Below are 21,485 nucleotides of genomic sequence, written 5' to 3'. Positions count from 1 at the left end.
TGCGTTACAGATGTTTACAAGGACACCTTCACAATCATCCACCCCTGAACCATCGAGTTAGTTTCAGCACTAGCCCCCAATGGATGGATAACGGATGCCCGTGATCTGCTTCAATTGGAACATGTGACTTGTCTCACTGAGTCCCCCTAATAAAGCTGCCATTGTCTAGACATATTTGTTCTGGGAGACACCCACAATGGTTAGTACCGGTCTCGCGTCCGCACAAACTTTACTCCATAATCGCTACCAGATCCTTCGAATTCTCGAAGATGGTCCTTGGAGTATTGCTTGGTTGGCAGAAGACACGCAGCGTCTCTCCGGTCGTCAGTGCGTTGTTCGGCGAGTCAAACCTCTGACCCCAGATGTGGCGGTTCAGAAACAGCTTTGCGATCGCATTCAAACCGAAATTGAGACTTGGCAAACCTTAGGTGGCATCCATGACCAAATCCCTTGGTTGTCTAGTTTTACGGATGCCGACAACCAGATCTATCTCATTGAAGAATGGGTGCCAGGACTGACGCTAACCCAAGTGATTCAAAACAGTGGCCCCTTAGATGAAGGGGCTGTACAAACGATTTTGACCAAGCTCTTGTCCCTGGTGGATTATCTCCACCAGAACCAAGTCGTTCACTGTGCGCTAGAACCTAGCAATATCGTCCTCCGAGAAGCGGACCAAAAGCCCGTTTTACAATACGGTGGCATCCTTAATCAGATCATGGCCCATATCTGTGTGGAGTGTAATATCCACCCCCTTCCTTGGATACCAACCTCCGGCTACTTGCCCCACGAGCAAGTAGTCCTCGATCAACATTATTATTCCAGTAACCTCTATAGCCTCGGTCTGATTGGGATTTACCTGCTAACCGGACACGATCCCTATGATGTGTTTAATCTCACCGCAGAGGGTGGTGAATGGTCTCAAGTGGTACCCGCTGCGGATTCTGCCTTCACTGCCATTTTGAATAAGGCTATTGCTCGATTGCCGGGTGAGCGTTTTGTCACAGCTCGGCAAATGTTGAAAGCATTGGCTGCACCGGGGCAATTTTTGCAACAGTCACTTTCAGCGCATGCCAACTTAATAGAACAGATGGGGACCTATCTCAGTTCTTATTGGCTGCACCTAAATCCTTCTGAACCGACTCTCAACTCTTACCCTGGGTAAGGGGTTTGGATTCAAACCGTCACCCGCTAGTTGGGTGATAACCATCACGCCATCGTCGTGATAGCTCTCAATTACGGTCAGTGATGATTCTCATCGCTGACCCTTTTTAGATCTGGGATGCTTAGACCATACCTCCTCTAGAGAGTCTCAGCCCAAGGGTTTGCAAATGAGGCGAGTCCCCTCAGACGAGGATATTGATGACAGGGAGAAGTTCCAATGGCTCGCAATTTTATCAATCAATGGGCTCAAGCATTCAAGTCCGACTGGAATCCTCAACAGAGTGATGTGGCCGTCCAGTCCAAGTGGACCCGCTCAACCCAAACCGTATACGCAACCTCACTGAACCGCGATCACACTAAAATTGTGCGGTCTGCGGATAGTCGTTCACCTGCGGCCCAGGAACCCAACGATACCCCTTCTTTATCCGAGTTGCTAGCATTATCCAGTCACCGTCTCATCACAGTGGTGCAGTTGTCCCCATTCCTACCCATCTACGTCAAACAAGCTTGGATTCGACAGATTCGGGTGATGGGTTTAAAGCGTTGGCAAACCAGTTTAGCGATTTTAGAAGAGCTGTACTTTGACCATCGCTGCGCTCAAACCGATTATCAGCCTGGACGTGACCCTTTCGATGCCACGGTTAGTAACCATCAGGCCTTTAATGCTGAAATGGCTTGCATTGAATACGAACTGAATACCATGGAAATGATCCTCAAATATGCTGAAGCTTGTGCTCAAGAAGCGTAAATGTTACTCAGGCTCAAGGCTTTTGGGCCTTCAATGTGGCAGCCAAATGGAAACGACAATTCTTTGACTCACGACCCTCTTTTTTGATACCGACTCACTTTAGCTTAACGACATTAACCACCTTGGGATTTGGCGATGTTGTCCCCATTAGTCCTTTGGCCATTGTGCTCACAGATACAGAAGCGATTATTGGCCAGCTCTACTACAGTGTTTATTGCCATTCTGGTGGGGGGATATCTATCGCAGGAAGTTGATCAGGCCTGATCGAATACCCTAGTGCAGATTGAATGCATAATCTTTGTATCGATCTCTACTGTAATGCTTTACAGTTCCCGTACAGTAATAGCTATAGGCTTGCTCAAAACAGCTTTTCAGACTAAACCAGCGGCATAATCCAATCAGCGTGGGACAAGACACATGAAGATGGATGAACGGACGCCAAAGGACGCGAGAGATTTAGCTAACGCTGATACTCCTTCTCAATTAGAACTGGATATTCAAGTCCCTGGAGATCGGCACCCCAAACACTCTCGACCTTCAGTATTGAGTAAAAAGTCGCCCTGGCCCATTGCCATCCTCGTGATGCTGGTGATTGCAGGACTGTTTGGCTGGCGGCTTTACAACGCCAGCCAATCTCCTACCCTCTCCGAACCTGAAACGGCTTCAGAAGCTAAATTACCCGTGAGGGCAGTGCGGGCTCAGTTAGCCCCGATTCGTCGCTGGGTCACCAGTCCCGATGGAGACGTGAGGGCAGAGCGATATAAACAACTGATTTTTGAATCGAGTGGGGAAGTGATCCAACTGGCCAAAATTGATGGACGCTTTCTCCGAGAGGGCGACAGAGTGGAGAAAGGACAATTATTAGCCACTCTTGATGATCGCAAATATCGGTCTGATATCCGCGCAGCTGCAGCCGACCGAGAAGTCGCCAAGCGGACTGAAGAGCAGGCGGTTGCTAGTCTGCGTCAGACCCAAGCCAATTTGCGACAAGCCAAAGCTGATTTAGCATTGGCCAAACAGGAAGCCAAACGGCGACAAACCTTATACAAGCAGGGGGTCATCCCAGCCACTGAACGAGATACCTACAATAACCGCGTGATTCAAGCTCAAGTTGGGGTTAAGGTGGCCCAAGAAAATGTTAAAACGGCCCAAGAACAAATTGCTGTATCGAAGGCAGGGGTGGTCTCCAATCAAGCACGATTATTAAACACGGTTATTGCCAGAGAAGATACGCAGCTCGTATCTCCCATCAATGGAATTGTCGCTTATTTAAATATTCGAGAAGGGGAATATTGGAGCCCATCCCGAGTCCAATCCGCTACTAGTTACCAAGCCGCCATTGAATCTGTGCCCATTGTGGTGGTGGACCCCGGTAGTTTTGAGGTTGCCTTTGAAATCCCCGCGTCCGAGGGGAGTCTGTTGCGACCAAATCAACCCGCATACATTGCCCTGGATGACGATATCAGTCAAGCCTTTGTGACCGGACTAAAGCAAAGCGATCTGGTCAGCGTGGCCAAAGCCCGAGGCAGGGTTTTTGCCGTCACCCCAGCGGTGACACCGGGAGGCAGGGCCGTACAAGTGCGGGTTCGAATTACGGAAGGGCGAGAAAATTTACGGCTAGGGTCACGAGTGCAAACCTGGATTGCCGCTCAATCCCGAAGCGAAGCGATTACGTTGCCCTTTGGGGCAGTGATTACCCGCGATCGCAAATCCTATGTGTTTGTGGTCAATGAAGAGACGGGACGGGTGGAGCAGCGCCCCGTGGTCTTAGATATTGAAGGATTAGATCGAATTTCGATTGCTCGGGGGTTGAAACCCGGTGAACTGGTGGTTACCGAAGGCAGCAATCGACTGGTGAATGATTCACCCGTTGATGTGGTCGATGTCGCGGGTCAAAGCTAGGCAGCTTCGCCGGATTGAATATAGCACAGCGCAAGGATAGGCCCTATGCAAACTGAGGATCGTCAGACTAACCCTACCTTAGAAACGCCTGATGACCAGGCTCATGGAACGTCTGAGTTAGAGCAAGCCTCTCCCTTCGCCCGGTTTTTCTTCACTCGCCAAGTCTTTGGGATTTTGCTGTGTTTTCTGTTTGTGATGGGTGGCCTGATGGGCTATGTCTCCATGGTCAAAGAATCCGACCCTGACATCAAAATTGCCCGAGCCAATATCACCACGACCTGGCCAGGTACCGATGCTGAAACGATTGAAAACCGCGTTACCGACAAACTGGAAAAGGAAATTAAGTCCCTGCAAGGGCTGAAGGATGTGAGAAGTGCCACCTTCAATTCCTATTCGATCATTGATGTGGAGTTTCGAGCGGAAGCCCCTGTAGCTTCGTCGATTCAAGAACTGCGGGGTAAAGTCGATGATGCCGAACCGGAACTGCCCGCAGAATCGGAAGGGCGTGAACAACCCGATTTTGTGCAAGTCTCTCAACAAGATGCGCCCATTTTGACGGTGGGGTTGTTTGGTCCTAACTTAGATATTGCCACCCTCAGTCAAACTGCCGAAGATCTCAAAGATATCTTAGAGTCGGTTAAAAATCTGCGCGAAGTCAACTTATCGGGCAACCGGGATGAAGTCATCCATGTGCAGATGATTCCCAGTCGGCTTACCAGTTTAGGGATTTCCTCCACGCAAGTCAGAAATGCGATTCAAGGGGGTAACCAAGATGCCTCCTGGGACCGGGTTCGCGATGATGCGATTGGCGCTCAGGTACGACTGTTTGGTCGATTTCGTAGTCTTGAGGATTTAAAATCCCTCCCCGTGGCTCGACTCACCGATAACCGGATCGTCCGCTTGGAAGAAGTAGCAGATGTGCGGCGGGATTTAGAGCGGGAAACCAACCGAGCTTTTCTGAGTTGGGAAAATCAGCCCTTTCAATCCACGATCACCTTAGATATTGTCAAGGTGGCGGGTAGCGACACGATTCAAGTGATTACCGACGCCCTCCAAACCTTAGAGGAAGCCAGCCAAAATCCCAGAATTTGGCCTGCGGGCATGGAGTATCGGATCCTCAACAACGATGCGATCACCATCAATGATGAGCTTGCCAACTTGTTGAGTAATGTTGGTCAGGCTTCCTTTTTCGTTTTTATCATTCTGCTGGTGGCCTTGACCTGGCGTGAAGCCCTGATTGCCGGATTGGCCATTCCCCTTACCTTTATTGCGGCGATTTTCTTCCTGTGGTTGGGGGGGCAAACCCTCAACTCTATGGTCTTGATCGGCATGATCCTGGCCCTGGGGCTGCTGGTGGACGTTTTTATCCTGATGTTGGAGGGCATGCATGATGGTATTTTTGTCGAGGGTTTAGGATTTGCAGAATCCGCCCTACGGACGGTTAAAGCCTATGCCGGACCTGCCTTTGCTGGACAACTCACTACAATCTTGGCTTTAGCCCCCCTTATGGCTATTTCCGGTACGATGGGCAAATTTATTCGCCTGATTCCGATTAGTGCCATTACCTGCTTGGTGATCAGCTATTTCCTGTCTCTGCTGGTCGTCATTCCTCTGTCTAAATTTCTGCTAGGGAATGTTAAAGGCGGCTCAAATAAAACCTTTGTGGATCGGTTGACTGAAGTGGCCTCAGCTCGCTTCTCAAATTGGAGCTTGAAAATGACGGTCCCTAATAAGACGGTGGCTCGGCTCTGGTCTCTCGGCGCAATAGGGTTATTTATATTTGCCTGTGTCCTATTTACCGCGTTACCGTCGAACCTATTTCCCCAAAATGACGGTTCTAAACTCAGTATCAATGTGGAGTTGGCCCCGAGTACCACACTGGAAAGTACCCAAACCGTCGCCGATCAGATGGGTGAGACGTTACTGGCCTATCGCGATCCAGATGGACAGCCCGTATTCAAGAGCGTGGTCAAATTGGTGGGCAAACGCAGTAGCTTAGTCTCTTCTGGGGAGCTGAAGCCTACTAATTCAGACTACTTTGTCGGTTTCTCGGTCATCTTTGTGGAGTCCGATCAACGACAACGGCAGTCCTTTGAATATGCACGAGAGTTGAGATCGCAACTCCAAACCGAAATCCTCCGCAACTATCCTGGCTCCACCCTGGCAATTCAGTATGAGCGAGCCGGGGGCGGTGAAGATCCGATTCAAGTGGCGATTAGTGGCGAAGATATGCAGGTTCTGCGGGAAATCTCGGTCCAAGTCCAGCAGGTCCTGCGGGAAATTCCGGGCACCATGGATGTCCGGGATGACTTAGGCAATTTGCGAGAGGACTACAAGCTGATTCCGAAACGAGAAGCCCTCGATTTCTATAGCCTCAGCCAGAGTGAACTGGCGGCTCAAGGGCGCTATTTGATGATTGACAACGACATTGGTGACTTCCCCATTGGCAGCGGAGAAGAAGATCTAGAAATCCGTCTCAGTACCCTCTGGCCCTCCCGCCAGGGAGAAGTCGGGGGTCCCTCCCGTCAAGATGAATTTCAAACGATTCGGTTTGTTACCGCTCAGGGCAAAAGCATCCCTGCTGAAGCAGTGTTAGAACCGGCCCCTGGAGCAGTCCCCCTGTCAATCACCCACAGCAAGAGTCAGCGTACCGTCACCGTTTTAGCCAAAAACGTACCGGGAATTGGAGTATATGATGCCGATATTTTGGCCAAGCTAACGCCCAAACTTCAGGAGATGCAAAAAACTTGGCCCCAGGACTATGAATATCGATATGGCGGCGATGCCGAGACCAGCGGAGAGACCTTTGGCTCAGCAGGACAGATGTTAGTGGTGGCCATTTTCCTCGTCTTTGCCGTGCTGGTGCTGCAGTTTGGGTCCTATACTCAGCCTCTGATTATTATCCTTACGATTCCGTTTGCTTTAACGGGAACCTTGATTGGCTTTTATTTACTGAATTTGCCCTTTTCCTTTCCTGCTGCCATTGGTGTGATTTCATTAACGGGAATTGTGGTCAATGATGCAATTGTGATGGTGGAAACCATGAATGAGCGGCGTAAGCAAGGCTTAGGCGTCCGTCAAGCTGCTGCCTTAGGCGCGAGCGATCGCCTCCGCCCCATTTTGACCACTTCTATTACCACGGTGATTGGGCTTCTCCCCTTGGCCTTTAGTGAAGCAGAATGGTTCCCGCTGTGTATGGCCATAATTTTCGGCCTAATCGCTGCCACGTTAATTGCCTTACTCGTCGTACCTGGGCTGTACTTGCAGCTCACGCCCAATAAACGGGTTGAGTGACTAAATCATTGACTAGAGAGACTGGCATCAGTGGTGTTGCCACCACTGTTCATCGTTAACCCAGCCATCAATCCAAGCGACTGATCTCCCTTTCCCTAAACATCAGGATTGGCCTGAGCTAAGACAGGCTGACCGGTGGTAATCGCTGTCTCAATAATGTCAGCCGCTTTGTTGACGCCACCCCCACTTCGGCACGCCGCCTTAAGTCGAAGCGCTACCTCCTTATAGGATGGCTGGGTTAAGACAGACTGAATTTTTACCCGTAACTTTTCCACCGTGAGACTGCGCAATGAAATTCGCTCTCCCACTCCACTCCAAACAATCCGAGAGGAAACCCCCGGCTGATCATTTGCGACTGGGATCGCAAGCATGGGTACCCCATGCATCAAGCATTCCATAGTGGTATTCATACCCGCATGGGTAATCATGATTGTTGCCCGCTGAAGAATATCAAGTTGGGGGGCATATCCAACCACAATTGGTTCGCCAGCGAGCTGAGGGAGATCCTCTGGCTGGGTCGAACCGCCGAGAGAAATGACTAACTGTGCATCCAAACTGGAGCATGCTTCCGCAATTTGCTCGAAAACCCAGAGGAGCTGATTTTGCAGAGTTCCCATGGAAGCGTAAATTATGGGTTTCTCAGCCTCTAGTCGCTCCCAGGGGAAGGGAATCGGCTCTCGACTATTAGTGGTATGGAAGGGTCCAGTGAAGTGAAACCAAGGGGGGAGGGTCCGACGAGGGAATTCAAAATCAGCGGGCGCTTGGCTGATTTGAGCAAGGCCAGAGTAATTATCATTCGATTGGCGATAAGCAGGGAGTTGCCATTGTTGGCGATAGTGTTGGATGGTGTTGCGGATAGATGTTGCCGCACGGGACAAGAGCCAATAGCCAAAGCGATTACGGAGTTGCGCACTCCACGCCAGGCTATAGGGCCATTGGGTGTTAAAGGGAGGGATTGATGGGTCTTGATTCAAGACGACAGCACTGCAAACCGTAATAAACGGAATATGTAGATGATCGGCTAAGGTACCACCTGTTTGGGCACCTTGATTGACTAACAGCGCTTCTACTCCGATTTTACGAGAAATTTCGGGTCCATCCCTGAGAAACACCTCAGATTCTCGGTTTAAGAGTTCAATAGTGTAGCGTAAAGCGGCTAGACCGCTTAGCTTCCCTAAATGTGATAAAGCTGCCTTCATTCTTCCGACTGGGAACTCCACTTGGCCAACAGCTTGTAGCGGAATGCCAGCGGCTTCGGCTTTAGGTTGAGCATCCAGAAGTGCAATGAGCGTGACTTGATGGCCACGACGCTGCAACTCTTGGCCGAGGGGGAGCATAGTGTTCAGTGGCCCGGTGGCCGACACAGATATGATGCCATAGTGGGTCATAGGAACAACCGTAGCGACCTATTCCTCTTGTACCACTTTGCCAGGAAATTCATATTTTGTTGCACTAGGAAGTCTAGAACGTGTAGACGGCATGGCGAACCCCTTACAATCCAGTTTTAGCTGAGGATTCAGACAGACTCACCTGCTTTAACTCCAGCGCAACTGCTCTAATTTACGTTTGGCTTCAGGATCAAGCGAGTGGGCCAGGAGGCGGCTGGGAGAACGTTTTTTTGTATTTTGCTTCGACCGAATTTTAGTGGTAGTTGCCGCCATTTCCTTGACGAGCTGCAGAGCCGACATCCATTCTGCACCATATCCCATCACCGTCAGCTGTTGGGCTCGATCAGACGTTGCCACAATAATCCGAGCCCTCCGAGGTCGTGCTTTGGCACAGTACAGCTCAATATAGGTGTCCGCTGTTTGACCATAGTCGGTGTAATAGATATCTAGGGATTCCGTAAAGGGTTCACAGATCCCTTTTTCTTGCCGATTCTGGGCATCAAAGACAATCCGAGCCTGATATCCTTGAAACGCACTGTAGTTGGCAAGGGCATCCGTGAGGTGGAGTCTGGCTGTCTCTAATTCTTGGATATGTTCAAAGATCTCAGCCGGAGCAGAACCATTCTGGTGTTGCGACCAAACCCCCAGGATGTTGTAACCGTCTACTAACAAGATCGGTTGCTCAGAAGATGTCTCCATGCCGATTCGTAACTTTTTTTAATATTGCTTAATCATTTCTTTATTGTGACACTTCTGTTGCACATCCGCAGTTTATCTAATGACTGAAGTCTTGGCCGATTTGGTCCTGCTCAGCAATGGCCCCGGTGAACTCTCCACTTGGGTCAGACCTGTTCTGCAAGCATTGAGGGCTCGCAGCCAGTTTAGTCGAGTCTCGATCTTGCTCTCTCCCTGCCCCCATGCGGGTGGACATGAGGCAGCAGTTGCGGCCACTTTTCCAGGGGTTGATCGGGTATTAGAACCACAGCAATTCTTTCCCTTTCTGCTCTGGGGCAAAACGCCCAATCCATGGCAGTGGCATCCACAGGGGGTAGTGGTTTTCTTGGGAGGCGATCAGTTTTATGCCGTGGCGATTGGCAAGCGATTGGGCTATCGCATTGTCACCTATGCCGAATGGACGCCTCGCTGGTTACCTTGGATTGACGCCTGTGGGGTTACACAGGCGCACATGCTGCAACGGGTTCCGCGTCGGTATCGCTCTAAGGTATCGGTGGTGGGTCATTTAATGACCGATATTCAACCCAGTACCGATGCGATCGCATGTTTGCAAGGGTTCGGTTGGGATGCCAACACTGAAATTGTCGGGCTATTACCTGGATCTAAACCCGCAAAATTACGGGTGGGAGTCCCGTTTTGCCTGGGCATTGCCGATCAGCTGCATCACCATCGCCCCCAAACCCAATTTGTGATTCCGGTTGCCCCAGGCGTATCCATAGAGACGCTCAAACAATACGCTGACCCCACTCAGAACGCTCTAATTTCCAAGTTTGCAGGCAGCACCGCCGTTTTGAATAGGTCTGAGCGGGGTCTTGCCTACCTATGTACGCCGAACGGCACCCCAGTTTGGTTGTGGCCCTGCTGTCCCGCCTATGATCTCTTCCGGCACTGTCAGGTTTGTGTCACCACTGTGGGTGCTAACACGGCTGAACTGACCGCCTTAGCCATACCGATGCTCGTCGTTATCCCCACACAACAGCTAGAGTTTATACGGGTGTGGGATGGGGGATGGGGGTTAGTCACCCAGCTGCCGCTCGTAGGGACACCGTTGGCAGCTTTAGTCAACCGCTGCATCTTAAGCCGAGGGCTAGGGCTCAAAGCTTGGCCCAATATTTGGGCAGGTCAGGAGATTGTACCAGAGCATGTGGGGCAGGTGTATCCTGATGCGATCGCACAGCACCTACAGCATTTACTCAACGCCCCCACAGCGTTACAACAGATGCAAACTGACCTAAGAGCTGTTCGGGGTAAAACAGGTGCGGCTACACGTTTGGCTAGACTCATCGAGAACACCCTGGCTGCAGATCCACAAAACGCCAGTGCCTCGCTCTAAAGCCTTCTCTGGACCAACCTAATAATGTCGAGATTGGCTATCTCGGCGACCTAGCTCAGAGACCCCTCCCACCAGCAACGCAATCATACCGAGACTGACGCCCCAACTCCGACCGCCAAAGCCCCAAACACTGGCACAATAGCAAAGACTCCCCACCAGCAAAAACGGCACGATACTAAGCAGAGAGGCAAAGAAGAGATTTTGCGCTTCTCGGGCCGAGCGGGTTCGTTCAAATTCTTCTGCCGATAAATAAAGCGATCGCTCGGCGTAATTGAGCCATCGACAACATTGCGCCGTGATCCATTGACTCAACGGATAAAAGCCTACATATAAACCCGTTGCCCATAAACTCCCTCCCGCAATCGGTAGAGATTCAATCTGAAACTGAAAGGGTAGAAAATCAATCACCATAGCTGGGCAGTTGTCGAGATGGGCGGCAGTATCCCTTTACGGGCTAGGCATAAAGGAAGTTGAAGTTATATATCACTATGACACCAAATCCTACATAAACCCACAACAATCTTAATTATTTTTGGCAGCTATAACGGTCGATAATGACGGTCGATATAGGGACGTCGAGTGTATGCTCAGCGCTATGGCTTGGAATGAGATTGCTCTAGCTGACACGGAGAACAGAGACCAAAGAACTCTAAGGTGTGGTAGAAAATTTCGAATTGCGCAGATTGTCGGAGCTGATCTTCCAATTTATGCACCGGACATTCTTCATCTTGAATGGGAATAGAGGCCCCACATTGCAGGCACGTCATATGGTGTCTATCTTGCTGCGCCGTTGAGTATAGCGTTTCACCATTGCTTAACAGACGTGCTTGAATGGCGCCATTCAACTTCAGCGCCTCAAGGGCACGATAAACAGTGGCGAGGCCAAGCGACAACTGTGCTTTCCGCAGCTCAATATAAAGATCTTGGGCAGAAATCTCTCGATTCAACTGCTTCAAAAGCTTAAGCACCGTATTTTGGCTGCGGGTGAGTTGTGATTTCATAGCAAGCGTATCGTCAAGGACGATCCCATTGCCTATTAATGGCAACAGGGTTCAATTTTACCGACAAATACGGCGAGAAGGGCTGAGAGTGACCATACCGAAATGCCGTAGTCCTAGAATAGACCAACCAATTCGACTTGAGTCTGTTAACTTAAGGAAAAAGTTGGATACAAACAGCAGTATGAATTCAGTGCTGACCAGCCTGATCAACGTTCAGCCCACAACATACTAGGATATGGAAGGGAAATGCTTCTCCACGATCCTGATGATCCTGTGGGATATCTCTTCCTTCATCTTCCTCAACCCAATTTTATGACGCGTAGCAAGCTCTCAGATTCAGATAAACAAACCATTACTCAACTCTTTCGAGAGTCTGAAGAGACGATTGCCCAGTTGGCGGACCGTTTTGCAGTCAGCAGTTCCACGATTCGTCGGATTCTTAAAAACCAGCTGCCTGACCAAGAGTATGATGCTCTACTCGCTACCAAGCAGGAAAAACGAACGCCTAAATCTACGCGCAAAGGGTCCGCCAGCGCCATCCAAACCCCTGATCCTGTACCCCAAAAGACAGACTCAGTTGCTTCCCCTCGGCCTGCCCTCATCAAAAAGCGTGATCGGACGGTGGTAAACGACGGTACTAACGCCAAAGGAGAGTCTCAGCCTGTACCCTTACCCAAGCTGGCTGAAGACGAAGATTTAGCAGAAATTATTGCTGATATCGAACATGACCTGCACGATCCTCCCTTAGATGAGGTGGACGAGGATGAAGACTTGGATGACTTTGAAGCGGATGACGCTGACGAGAGCGAAGAGGATGAGACTTTAGAACCGCAATCTCCACTAGGGGTGACTTTAGAGTCAGAAGCGTTGATTCAAGTGCGCCCCTTCTCCGAAGTCAGCTTTCCCAAAACATGCTACTTGGTGGTAGACCGATCGGCAGAGTTGATTACCTGTCCACTGCAAGCCTTTGGGGAATTAGGAACGATTCCTGAAGATGACGTCAATGCTAAGACCTTACCCATCTTTGACAACCATCGTATTGCTCGCCGCTTTTCCCATCGCAATCAAAGAATTGTGAAAGTTCCCAATGGCAATGTGCTCAAGAAAACCTACTCTCAGCTCGTCGCTAAAGGGATCACGCGGTTGCTGATCAATGGTCATGTTTACGCTCTTTAGAAGCGCGTTATAAGATCTTGGACACGCCGATTTATAAGCTATGATGCCAAGGCGGGGAGAGTTGTTAATGCCAATCTAAACTTTGAAAATTGGGACTTCCGCCCTGAAATTGGTGGCTAGTTATCTATAAAACACAACATTTGATATGAAAGCGATGATTTTGGCGGCGGGGAAAGGAACCCGTGTTCGCCCTATAACATTCACGATTCCTAAACCCATGATTCCCATCATGCAAAAGCCAGTGATGGAGTTTTTGGTGGAGTTGCTCCGGCAACATGGTTTTAAGGAAATTATGGTGAACGTCAGCCATTTGGCGGATGAAATTGAAAACTACTTTCGAGATGGCCAACGTTTTGGCGTTGATATTGCCTATTCTTTTGAAGGGCGGATTGAAGACGGGAATCTGATTGGGGATGCGATCGGATCCGCCGGCGGAATGCGTCGGATTCAAGACTTCTCTCCCTTCTTTGATGATACATTTATTGTCCTGTGTGGAGATGCCCTGATCGATCTAGACCTAACGGCGGCGGTGAAATGGCATCGGCAAAAAGGGTCCATTGCCACCATCGTGATGAAAACTGTGGAGCCGGAAGATGTCTCCAGTTATGGTGTTGTGGTGACCGATGAAGAAGGTCGGGTCAAATCGTTCCAAGAGAAACCCAGCGTCGATGAAGCCCTGAGCAACACGATCAACACGGGGATTTATATTTTCGAGCCGGAAGTGTTGGATCTGATTCCGTCAGGCCAAGAGTTTGATATTGGGGGCGATTTGTTTCCCAAACTTGTCTCTATGAATATGCCTTTCTATGGGATTGCCATGGATTTCCAATGGGTGGATATCGGTAAAGTGCCCGATTATTGGCATGCCATTCGTAGCGTATTGATGGGCGATGTCAAAAACGTTGCGATTCCTGGCCATGAAGTGTCACCGGGAATCTACACTGGCTTAAATGTTGATATTGATTGGGATAAGGTTGATGTTCAAGGTCCGGTGTACATCGGTGGCATGACCCGTATTGAAGAAGGCGTTAAGATTATTGGTCCCGCCATGATCGGTCCTAACTGTCACATTTGTAGTGGAGCCACAGTCGATAATAGCGTTATTTTTGAATATTCTCGCTTAGGCTCCGAAGTCCGTTTGGTGGATAAGCTGGTCTTTGGTCGCTATTGCGTGGACAAGACAGGGGCCTCCTTAGATGTCCGAGCTGCGTCGTTAGACTGGCTGATTACGGATGCCCGCCAAGATGCCCATGCGCCATCGCCGATGATGAGCTAAGCAGCAATGGATGGACAGCGGTGGCTGGCTCAACAGGAACCTCAGTGGCAACGCTATGAACAGCTGCTCCAGAAAGCGGAAAAATATAGTCTCAAAAACCTAACAGGCCGGGAGGTTCAGGATTTAAGTGGCCTCTACAGAATGGTGGTTGCTGATCTGGCCCGGTCTCGGGCCCGTCAGATGGGACCGGGGGTTACCGATCAACTCAAGCAATTGACCTTGCGCGGGTACTCTCAAATCTATCAGGGCGGACGGCGACCCGCTTGGCGGTCGATGTGGGAGTTTGTTGGTTGGGGATTCCCTGCGGTTGTTCAACAGACCTGGGGGTTTACGATTCTAGCGACGGCTGTGTTTTTGGCAGGAGCCTTGCTGGGATGGTGGTACACCTGGCGAGATCCCGTGTTTATGGATTTGATCATTCCCCAACGCATTATTCACATGGTTCAGGAAGATGGCCAACTGTGGATGGGGTCCATTGTCGGGAGTGAACCCTTAGCTTCTAGCAATATTATGCAAAATAATATCAGCGTCACTTTCTCTGCCTTTGCAGGTGGGTTGCTGGCAGGGGTAGGAACCCTCTTTATTCTGTGGATTAATGGTTTGAGTATTGCTGCGATCGCAACCTTAGTTGGTCAAAATAAATTGGCCTATCCCTTTTGGGCCTTTGTTTTTCCCCATGGCGCGTTGGAACTGCCCGCGATTTTTCTGGCTGGGGGAGCTGGGTTATTACTGGCGAAGGCCGTGGTCTTCCCCGGTCGATACAAACGGCTAGCTGCCTTAAAGCTGTATGGAGCCCAAGCGATACAGCTGATGTTTGGAGTGGTGCCGATGCTGATCATTGCTGGCGGCATCGAAGGGTTTTTCTCCCCTTCTCCTGTGGTGCCTGCCCCAGTTAAATACGTTGCGGGTCTCAGTTTATTGTGGGGGCTGCTGCTTTACCTGCGGCGTCAGCCAGCGTGAAATCGGTTGATGCCAAAACCCTGAGATAGAATAAACGTTAGAAGCAGTTGTTTATATTGATTTGCAGAAGGAATAGGTGAACCCATGGCAGAAGCAACTCAGTCTCAACAACGCGGCATTATGATGACGGACAATGCCTTGAAGCATGTATTGGAATTACGCGAGAAGCAAGGGACAGATCTGTGCTTACGAGTGGGGGTTCGAGGCGGAGGCTGTTCTGGCATGTCCTATACGATGGATTTTGAAGATCCCAATAATATTCAGGACTCAGATGAGGTGTTTGATTACGACGGCTTTAAAGTCGTATCCGATCCCAAGAGTATGCTGTATATTTATGGTTTGGTTCTCGACTACAGTGATGCCTTGATTGGCGGTGGATTTCAATTCACCAACCCCAATGCAACGCAGACCTGCGGTTGTGGAACGTCTTTCTCTGCCTAGGATTTTTGGGAATGACTGACACTACCCTCGACGATGTCTTTAAGGAAGCCTTAGATCGTTACCAAGCCGGAGAGCCTGCTGAAGATTTAATTCCTGTCTTTAAGGACATTTGCGATCGCGCCCGTAAAAGTAGCCCCGCCTGGACCTGCTTAGCCTGGCTGTATCTATTAGCCGATAAATATAATTCGGCCTTAAAAGCAGCCCAAAAAGCAGTAAAGCTCAACCCTCAAGATCCGCAAGCGCGGGTAAATTTGGCGGTCGCCATGCTAGAAACGGGGCAGAAAGGCGTTCGTAAGCATGTGGAGATTGCTCAGCAAATTGCAATGGCGATTCCAGAGCTGCGGGACGAACTCCAAGAAAGTTTTGACGATGGCTTGAAGCGAAAGCCAAACTGGGCCAGTTTAGAGCGAGTCCAGGCTTGGGTCTTTGATGGGTAGCTGCCCTTTATGAAAAGATAGGAGAGGCATCAGCGATCGGTCGCACTGATGTCTGCGGTTGTTGCAGTCAAAAAAGTTTAGAGAGGGCTATGTTAGAAAAACTCATCAATGGCATTAACAATGTCCTGATGATCGACGTGTTTTTCGTGATCTTCTGTTTTGTCTGGTTTCTCGTCGGGCTGGCAGGACGACAGCTGGGCATTCCATTAGGGTTCGATGTCTGGTATAGCCTCTGGCCCAAGGTCATCCAACCTGCAATTGGCTTAGTGATGGCAGGCTCTATCCTTACAGGCATCATTAGCCAGATCCGCAAGCGGATGCCGTCTTCTCAAGAGTAAGGGTGGGTTGGGACACTAAAGACGCTCGAATCGGTCGGATGACATTTCGTCTAGATCGTCTTCATCATTCCAGTCGTCGTACTCGATCACGGGATCGGTCAGAACTGCTTGTTGAGCTTCGTATAGGGTTAACCACTTCCCCGTTTCATAAATCCGTTGGGGGGGATCTTGGTAGCGAGCAAAGAACCAGGGAGGAGAAGTGGGTTGAGTGATTTCCGCTTGAACACGATAGGGATCAAGATTAGGATAATCGGGATCCCGCTCAACGTTTACCCATACTTTTTGGCCAATTAATTCATCTGGAGACAGCATGATGATGGTTTGAACTTGAGCACTAACATTCTCTTAAACACTTTTATTGTACAAAAATGGGGCAGTTCAGCGTTACACCTAAATGGATTCTCAAGGTTTGGTTCTGTAACAATCTAAGTCATTCCTAGCCTAAATGACAACTTTATGGCCAGTCTGTGATCGATGTGGGGATCAACTGAGAAGTGGCTGACCCCACAGACCTAGATTCTCCCTTCTTGTCTAGATGATTAGGAAACACAAGCATAAAAATTTAGTGTATTCATAAAAAAGAGGGATGCCAGCATTGCTGCAAGCATAGACTGTTACATCTGACCTATGTGGTTTGTGGATGCAGCCAGCCCCGACCCGATTCACTCAACATTTTTCAAGGACCGAATTGTGACAGTTGCATTAGAACAAACTCCAACCGCTCAGTATTGGCAGTGGCAGGGATGGCGAATTCATTACGTTCAGCAGGGAGAACAAGGTCCTTGTGTGGTCTTGTTGCATGGCTTTGGGGCCTCTACCGATCACTGGCGCAAAAATATTGAGGTACTCTCTCGCGACTACCGAGTATGGGCCGTGGATATGTTGGGGTTTGGCCGCTCGGCAAAGCCAAATATGGACTATACCGGTGATTTATGGCGAGCCCAGATCCAGGCCTTCTGTGAAGAAGTGATTCAGGAGCCGGTGTTTATTGCCGGGAATTCCCTCGGCGGCTATGCCAGTCTCTGTTTTGGAGTGGATTGTCCTGGCTGGACCAGAGGGGTAGTGTTGCTCAACTGTGCTGGATCCTTTACAGACGTTGAGCCTAAACCGGAATTGCCAGCTTGGCGGCAGCAGTGGCAAGCGCGGCGGCAAAAAGTGATGCGATCTCGTCCTGTAATCAACGTGATGAGCTACTTCTTGTTTAACCGTATGCGCAAGCCAGAAAATATCCGCAAAGCCTTATCCCAGTTGTATAAGGATCAATCGGCAGTCACAGATCGTTTGGTGGAAGAAATCTATCGACCGTCCTTAGATAAGGGCGCACGAGGCGTGTTTGCAGGCGTGTTTAAGTCGCCACCTGGCCGCAAGCTCGATCAGTTGCTACCAAGCTTGGACCGCCCCTTGTTTTTGCTATGGGGAGCAGCCGATCCGTGGATGACACCCCAAAAAGCCCAAAAATTCCAGCAGTTTTACCCAGCAGCTGAACTAGTCTTAGTGGATGCAGGGCACTGTCCCCATGACGAGCGTCCTGACGTGATCAATGCTGAGCTACATCGTTGGATTCAGCAGCAGCTGACGGCCCAGTAGAAACAGTAGTAGCAATAGTTTTGACACCTGCGCTGGTGATTGTCCTGGAGTTCAGCGACTGTCCTGCGCAGGTTTGTCAGTATTAGGGGTGGGGCGCGATGGACTCCTCCGGCCTTCGACCATCGCACTTCTTCTCCCAAACAAGCTGTTCACTGTTCTGGAGCAACTGAGACAAAAAGTGAGGCAATTTGACAGGGAATTTAGTGTAATAAAGTCCATCAATGGTGAACCAAGTTTTTAATTTTCAAAAATAAATATTTTTTGTAGCTAATTTCTGAATTGATCTGAGTTGCAGCCAAGGGATAAATGAAAGAAACATGAGAATCCTGAAAGCCTTATGAGAAAGGATTTTCAGGAAAAGAATTTTTAATTTGGCTGAGAAAAGCTGAGATAAAAAGTGAGGTATTTTTACTTTTTAGATCCTCTATTGTCAAAGCAGTAAGGTCATTGAAATACATAAGCTTGATTTGAATCACACTCCCTGGTCTCATGGCTCGTGAGTTGACGTCTTTTTCAAATCCAGGCAAGGCTTCTCCGCTGAGCTGAACCCACCTGCCTCTTCTAGTTTCGATATGCCTAGCAGGAATCACTTGTACTGATCTGCTCGGTTGGATCGTGCTGCCTTCCTTGGAGGACAGTGCAGTATCGCCGACTTTACTGCCCCTATTGATGATTCACAGTCGTCCGAGTGATGAACCATTTGTCTAGAAAAATTCTGGAGATACAACCATGTCTAATGTCAACGTGATCAATGATAGTGATTCAGGAAACGAGCCTGTGGTGCTGGATGAATTTCGTGAATCTTTACGCGTCCGCTCGGGTCAACACTTACAAACCGGTGATCACAATAGCGTTGTTACAGAGGGGGGCTTCAACAGGGTTGTTGTCGAAAAGGATGCCTCTATCGACAGCAATCAAACTGCGATTGAAGCCAATGGTGTGGCCAGCACCGTCTTTAATCAAGGTCTGATCGATGGGGGCGTTAATGGCGTCAGTGCCACTGGCAATCGTTTCCGGTTGCTTAATCGAGGCACCATTGAATCCGATAGCCGAGCGGTGGATATCAGCGATGGAGATGGCAGCACCGTCATCAATTCTGGTTCGATTCTGGGCACTGACAATCAGCGAAACGGAACTCTATATGTGGATGGCACGGTTGATCACTTTAGGCTTCTCAACCAGCGTTCTGGCATTATTGATGCGGGAAAAGGCAATCTTGGAGATGCTGTTTCAGTGCAGGTGGGGGCTGCAGGTGACCCTACCAGTGAGCGCATTCATATCGTCAATCATGGTTTATTCCAAGGTCGGGGCGATGGCTCAGCTGTCTTTGCTGATGGCACCCGAGTTGCAGCGAATGGATCGAGCGGTCTTCGCTTTTTTAACGGTTCCGGTCAACCCGAGACGTCCGTGAGTGGATCCGTGATTAATAACGGTGCGATTACTGCTGAAGTCAATGTCGGTTTCCTCGGTGGCCTAGTGGTCGAAGATGGTGTGGGCTTTGATGGACAGATTGTTAATGGCCGGGATGGCCTGATTGAGGGGCCTCGCAATGGTTTGTATATTGGCAATGCAGACCATGATCTAACCCTTCGCAATTTTGGCACCATTCAAAGTGGCAGTCGGGCCGTCAATATCGATGGTTCGGGGGTTGATCTACGGAACTTTGGTCAAATTCTGGGTACAGATGACCAGCGAAATGGCACCGTCTACTCAGATGCTACCGCTGAGAACTACCGAATTGTGAATGGCCGAAACGGCGTTATTGACGCAGGGATCGGCAACCAAGGTGCAGGAATTGCCCTGCAGACGGGCGACGTTGTGGGTGATGTTGTCCATGCAACGCTGGTCAACCGGGGAACGATTCAAGGTCGCGGTCAAGCAGCAGCTAACTTAGGCTTAGCAGGAGATGGTCTACGAATTTTCTCGGGGGTTGATGGTGGAGGAACCATCTATCGAGGCAATATTGTGAATCGAGGCGATATTTTATCCGAGAGTACCCAAGGAGCCACTGCAGCGGTTCGCTTTTCAGATGGTCTAGCTTATGAAGGGACCTTGACCAACGCCAGAGGTGGACTGATTGATGGCGCTCAAAATGGCTTGTATTTTGGGGATGCAGAGCATGATGCCACGGTGATTAATCGTGGCATCATTCAAAGCGGAAGTCGAGCCGTTAATATTGATGGCTCAGGCGTTGATCTGCGTAACTTTGGCCACATTCTGGGTACGGGTGATCAGCGGAATGGCACCGTTTACGCCGACTCTACCGCAGAAGCGTATTCCATCTTGAATGGACGTTCAGGGTTGATTGATGCGGGTGAAGGCAATAACGGTGCTGGTGTTTCCTTGCAAACCGGCGATCAAGATGGCGATATTGTCGAAGCCTCTCTCCGTAATGACGGTATTATCCGAGGCCGTGGTGATGGCACAGGTAATCAGGCTGGCGATGGTATACGTCTGTTTACGAGTGTGACGGGATCCACCACCTTTGCGGGTGACTTGGATAATCGAGGGCGGATCTTAGGAACTGATGACGGCATCGATATTCAAGCTGGGGTGACGCTGGATGGCGACATCAATAACTCAGGTTTGATTGCCGCAGATGAGATTGGAGTCCACATTAGTGGAGCGCTCAAGGGTGCATTGAATAACCGAGGTACCCTTACCGGTGGAGCCGCTGCCATTGATGCGAGTGCAGCGACTACTGGAATCACCATCAATAACCAAGGTGAAATCAATGGTGATGCGACCCTGAGCAATTTTGACGATATCTTTAACGGTGCTGAAGGAACCGTGAATGGCGTCATTGATGGGGGTGGGGGTAATGACCTTTTGATTGGGAGCCGTCAGAATGAGAACTTCGTGGGTGGCAATGGCCAAGATACCTTCGTCTTTGGCACGAATTCAGGAACTGATTTCATCCTAGATTTTTCAATCTCAAGCGTTCATGAGAGTGATGTTCTCGATTTAAGCGCTGTGTTTAGTGATATCGATGAGATTTTAGGGATAGGCGGTGCTGCTACTCAGGTAGGCACTAGCACCTTGATTGATCTGGGCAATAACGATTCGGTCTTCCTGGTCAATGTCAGTGTAAATGACTTAACAGCAGATAACTTTATCCTGTAAGCAGGATAGCGGCAGGCTCAGAGTCTGCCGCTCATACGTTCTATCGGCTTCGCTGATCGGGTGATTCTGCAATCGAGCAATTGTACCCTAATCTACTCAATCAACATTGCGCACAGATTACCTAACCTTTCTGATGGATGCATCTGGGAGCTGCTTTATACCTATTTACTGATGCACGGATCAATCATTGTTCACTGCAATCCCTGATCTGTTAAAGAGATTGACTTTAAGAAAATAGCGTTGATTGCTGATCATCTACCTGAGACTATCAATGATTCATGCAGTGTTTTATTCAAGGCAGTAATAGGATTAGAAATACCTACAATAAAACTGAAAGCTTTATCAGTTATTAACTAGGCGGAAGAGAAGGGTATCAATAGAAATTTAAAACTGATTGTTATCATCAATACAATTCTATATAAACTGTAAAACATAAAAGAACTATTTGCCTTGGAGAAATAAATTTATGGGATGTTACGGTTCCTGCTGAAAGTAAATAAAGTCATCAGCGAGTTACTGCATAACAGATCTCGGATTACAAGGAACATAGCGACAACCACGAAAGTGTTACTGAAAAAAGGTTTC

Annotated in this window: 20 protein-coding genes; 14 read left to right on the top strand and 6 right to left on the bottom strand. The window is 49.3% G+C overall.

Annotation, left to right across the window (positions count from 1 at the left end; genetic code table 11):
- Positions 1-196 precede the first annotated feature (196 nt).
- From Q0986_RS02860 to Q0986_RS02840, 5 genes are all read left to right on the top strand, one after another.
- A complete protein-coding gene (locus tag Q0986_RS02860; RefSeq protein WP_299403398.1) occupies positions 197-1,162 on the top strand; it encodes a serine/threonine protein kinase in 966 nt (321 codons plus the stop codon).
- Positions 1,163-1,378: 216 nt separating this feature from the next.
- Complete coding sequence (locus tag Q0986_RS02855; RefSeq protein ID WP_299403395.1) at positions 1,379-1,909, top strand: hypothetical protein; 531 nt, start codon at positions 1,379-1,381, stop codon at positions 1,907-1,909.
- A 35-nt stretch (positions 1,910-1,944) separates the two neighbouring features.
- On the top strand, positions 1,945-2,163 hold the full coding sequence (locus Q0986_RS02850) for an ion channel (protein ID WP_299403391.1): 219 nt from the start codon (positions 1,945-1,947) through the stop codon (positions 2,161-2,163).
- 163 nt (positions 2,164-2,326) lie between these two features.
- Positions 2,327-3,811, top strand: a complete 1,485-nt coding sequence (locus Q0986_RS02845) for a biotin/lipoyl-binding protein (RefSeq protein ID WP_299403388.1) — start codon at positions 2,327-2,329, stop codon at positions 3,809-3,811.
- Between the two features lie 45 nt (positions 3,812-3,856).
- Positions 3,857-7,105: an efflux RND transporter permease subunit gene (locus Q0986_RS02840; RefSeq protein ID WP_299403384.1), complete on the top strand. Its 3,249-nt coding sequence runs from the start codon at positions 3,857-3,859 to the stop codon at positions 7,103-7,105.
- Positions 7,106-7,200: 95 nt separating this feature from the next.
- Here Q0986_RS02840 and Q0986_RS02835 read toward each other — a convergent pair whose 3' ends face one another.
- Positions 7,201-8,493: a glycosyltransferase gene (locus Q0986_RS02835; RefSeq protein ID WP_299403381.1), complete on the bottom strand. Its 1,293-nt coding sequence runs from the start codon at positions 8,491-8,493 to the stop codon at positions 7,201-7,203.
- Positions 8,494-8,640: 147 nt separating this feature from the next.
- Positions 8,641-9,192, bottom strand: coding sequence for an NYN domain-containing protein (locus Q0986_RS02830; RefSeq protein ID WP_299403378.1), 552 nt, complete (start codon positions 9,190-9,192; stop codon positions 8,641-8,643).
- A gap of 79 nt (positions 9,193-9,271) precedes the next feature.
- Here Q0986_RS02830 and Q0986_RS02825 point away from each other — a divergent pair, with 79 nt between their 5' ends.
- A complete protein-coding gene (locus Q0986_RS02825) occupies positions 9,272-10,561 on the top strand; it encodes a lipid-A-disaccharide synthase (RefSeq protein ID WP_299403375.1) in 1,290 nt (429 codons plus the stop codon).
- Positions 10,562-10,579: 18 nt separating this feature from the next.
- On the opposite strand, the gene Q0986_RS02820 is transcribed toward Q0986_RS02825, so the two are convergent.
- Positions 10,580-10,972, bottom strand: a complete 393-nt coding sequence (locus Q0986_RS02820; RefSeq protein WP_299403372.1) for a hypothetical protein — start codon at positions 10,970-10,972, stop codon at positions 10,580-10,582.
- Between the two features lie 182 nt (positions 10,973-11,154).
- Positions 11,155-11,562 (bottom strand): Fur family transcriptional regulator, encoded by a 408-nt coding sequence (locus Q0986_RS02815; RefSeq protein WP_299403369.1) that lies wholly within the window; start codon positions 11,560-11,562, stop codon positions 11,155-11,157.
- A gap of 246 nt (positions 11,563-11,808) precedes the next feature.
- On the opposite strand from Q0986_RS02815, the gene Q0986_RS02810 reads away from it, so the two are divergent.
- From Q0986_RS02810 to Q0986_RS02785, 6 genes are all read left to right on the top strand, one after another.
- A complete protein-coding gene (locus Q0986_RS02810; RefSeq protein ID WP_299403366.1) occupies positions 11,809-12,738 on the top strand; it encodes a hypothetical protein in 930 nt (309 codons plus the stop codon).
- A gap of 145 nt (positions 12,739-12,883) precedes the next feature.
- Positions 12,884-14,014, top strand: coding sequence for an NDP-sugar synthase (locus Q0986_RS02805; protein WP_299403363.1), 1,131 nt, complete (start codon positions 12,884-12,886; stop codon positions 14,012-14,014).
- Between the two features lie 6 nt (positions 14,015-14,020).
- Positions 14,021-14,974, top strand: coding sequence for a stage II sporulation protein M (locus Q0986_RS02800; RefSeq protein ID WP_299403360.1), 954 nt, complete (start codon positions 14,021-14,023; stop codon positions 14,972-14,974).
- A gap of 84 nt (positions 14,975-15,058) precedes the next feature.
- Positions 15,059-15,415, top strand: a complete 357-nt coding sequence (locus tag Q0986_RS02795; RefSeq protein ID WP_299403356.1) for an iron-sulfur cluster assembly accessory protein — start codon at positions 15,059-15,061, stop codon at positions 15,413-15,415.
- Between the two features lie 11 nt (positions 15,416-15,426).
- Positions 15,427-15,852 (top strand): tetratricopeptide repeat protein, encoded by a 426-nt coding sequence (locus Q0986_RS02790; RefSeq protein ID WP_299403352.1) that lies wholly within the window; start codon positions 15,427-15,429, stop codon positions 15,850-15,852.
- Between the two features lie 89 nt (positions 15,853-15,941).
- Positions 15,942-16,190 carry a hypothetical protein gene (locus tag Q0986_RS02785; protein WP_299403349.1) on the top strand — a complete coding sequence of 83 codons (249 nt, stop codon included), beginning with the start codon at positions 15,942-15,944 and terminating at the stop codon, positions 16,188-16,190.
- A 15-nt stretch (positions 16,191-16,205) separates the two neighbouring features.
- Here the strand turns inward: Q0986_RS02785 and Q0986_RS02780 are convergent, their stop codons facing one another.
- On the bottom strand, positions 16,206-16,502 hold the full coding sequence (locus Q0986_RS02780; protein WP_299403346.1) for a hypothetical protein: 297 nt from the start codon (positions 16,500-16,502) through the stop codon (positions 16,206-16,208).
- A gap of 378 nt (positions 16,503-16,880) precedes the next feature.
- Here Q0986_RS02780 and Q0986_RS02775 point away from each other — a divergent pair, with 378 nt between their 5' ends.
- Complete coding sequence (locus Q0986_RS02775) at positions 16,881-17,777, top strand: alpha/beta fold hydrolase (RefSeq protein WP_299403343.1); 897 nt, start codon at positions 16,881-16,883, stop codon at positions 17,775-17,777.
- A gap of 335 nt (positions 17,778-18,112) precedes the next feature.
- Here the strand turns inward: Q0986_RS02775 and Q0986_RS02770 are convergent, their stop codons facing one another.
- On the bottom strand, positions 18,113-18,367 hold the full coding sequence (locus tag Q0986_RS02770; protein WP_299403339.1) for a hypothetical protein: 255 nt from the start codon (positions 18,365-18,367) through the stop codon (positions 18,113-18,115).
- Between the two features lie 139 nt (positions 18,368-18,506).
- Between Q0986_RS02770 and Q0986_RS02765 the strand changes: the two genes are divergently transcribed.
- Positions 18,507-20,900 carry a calcium-binding protein gene (locus Q0986_RS02765; RefSeq protein ID WP_299403336.1) on the top strand — a complete coding sequence of 798 codons (2,394 nt, stop codon included), beginning with the start codon at positions 18,507-18,509 and terminating at the stop codon, positions 20,898-20,900.
- The last annotated feature ends 585 nt before the right edge of the window (positions 20,901-21,485 follow it).

Origin of the sequence: Acaryochloris sp. IP29b_bin.148, from assembly GCF_028285565.1 — a bacterium.
Taxonomy (GTDB): domain Bacteria; phylum Cyanobacteriota; class Cyanobacteriia; order Thermosynechococcales; family Thermosynechococcaceae; genus Acaryochloris.
This window is presented reverse-complemented; position numbering and strand designations above follow the sequence as displayed.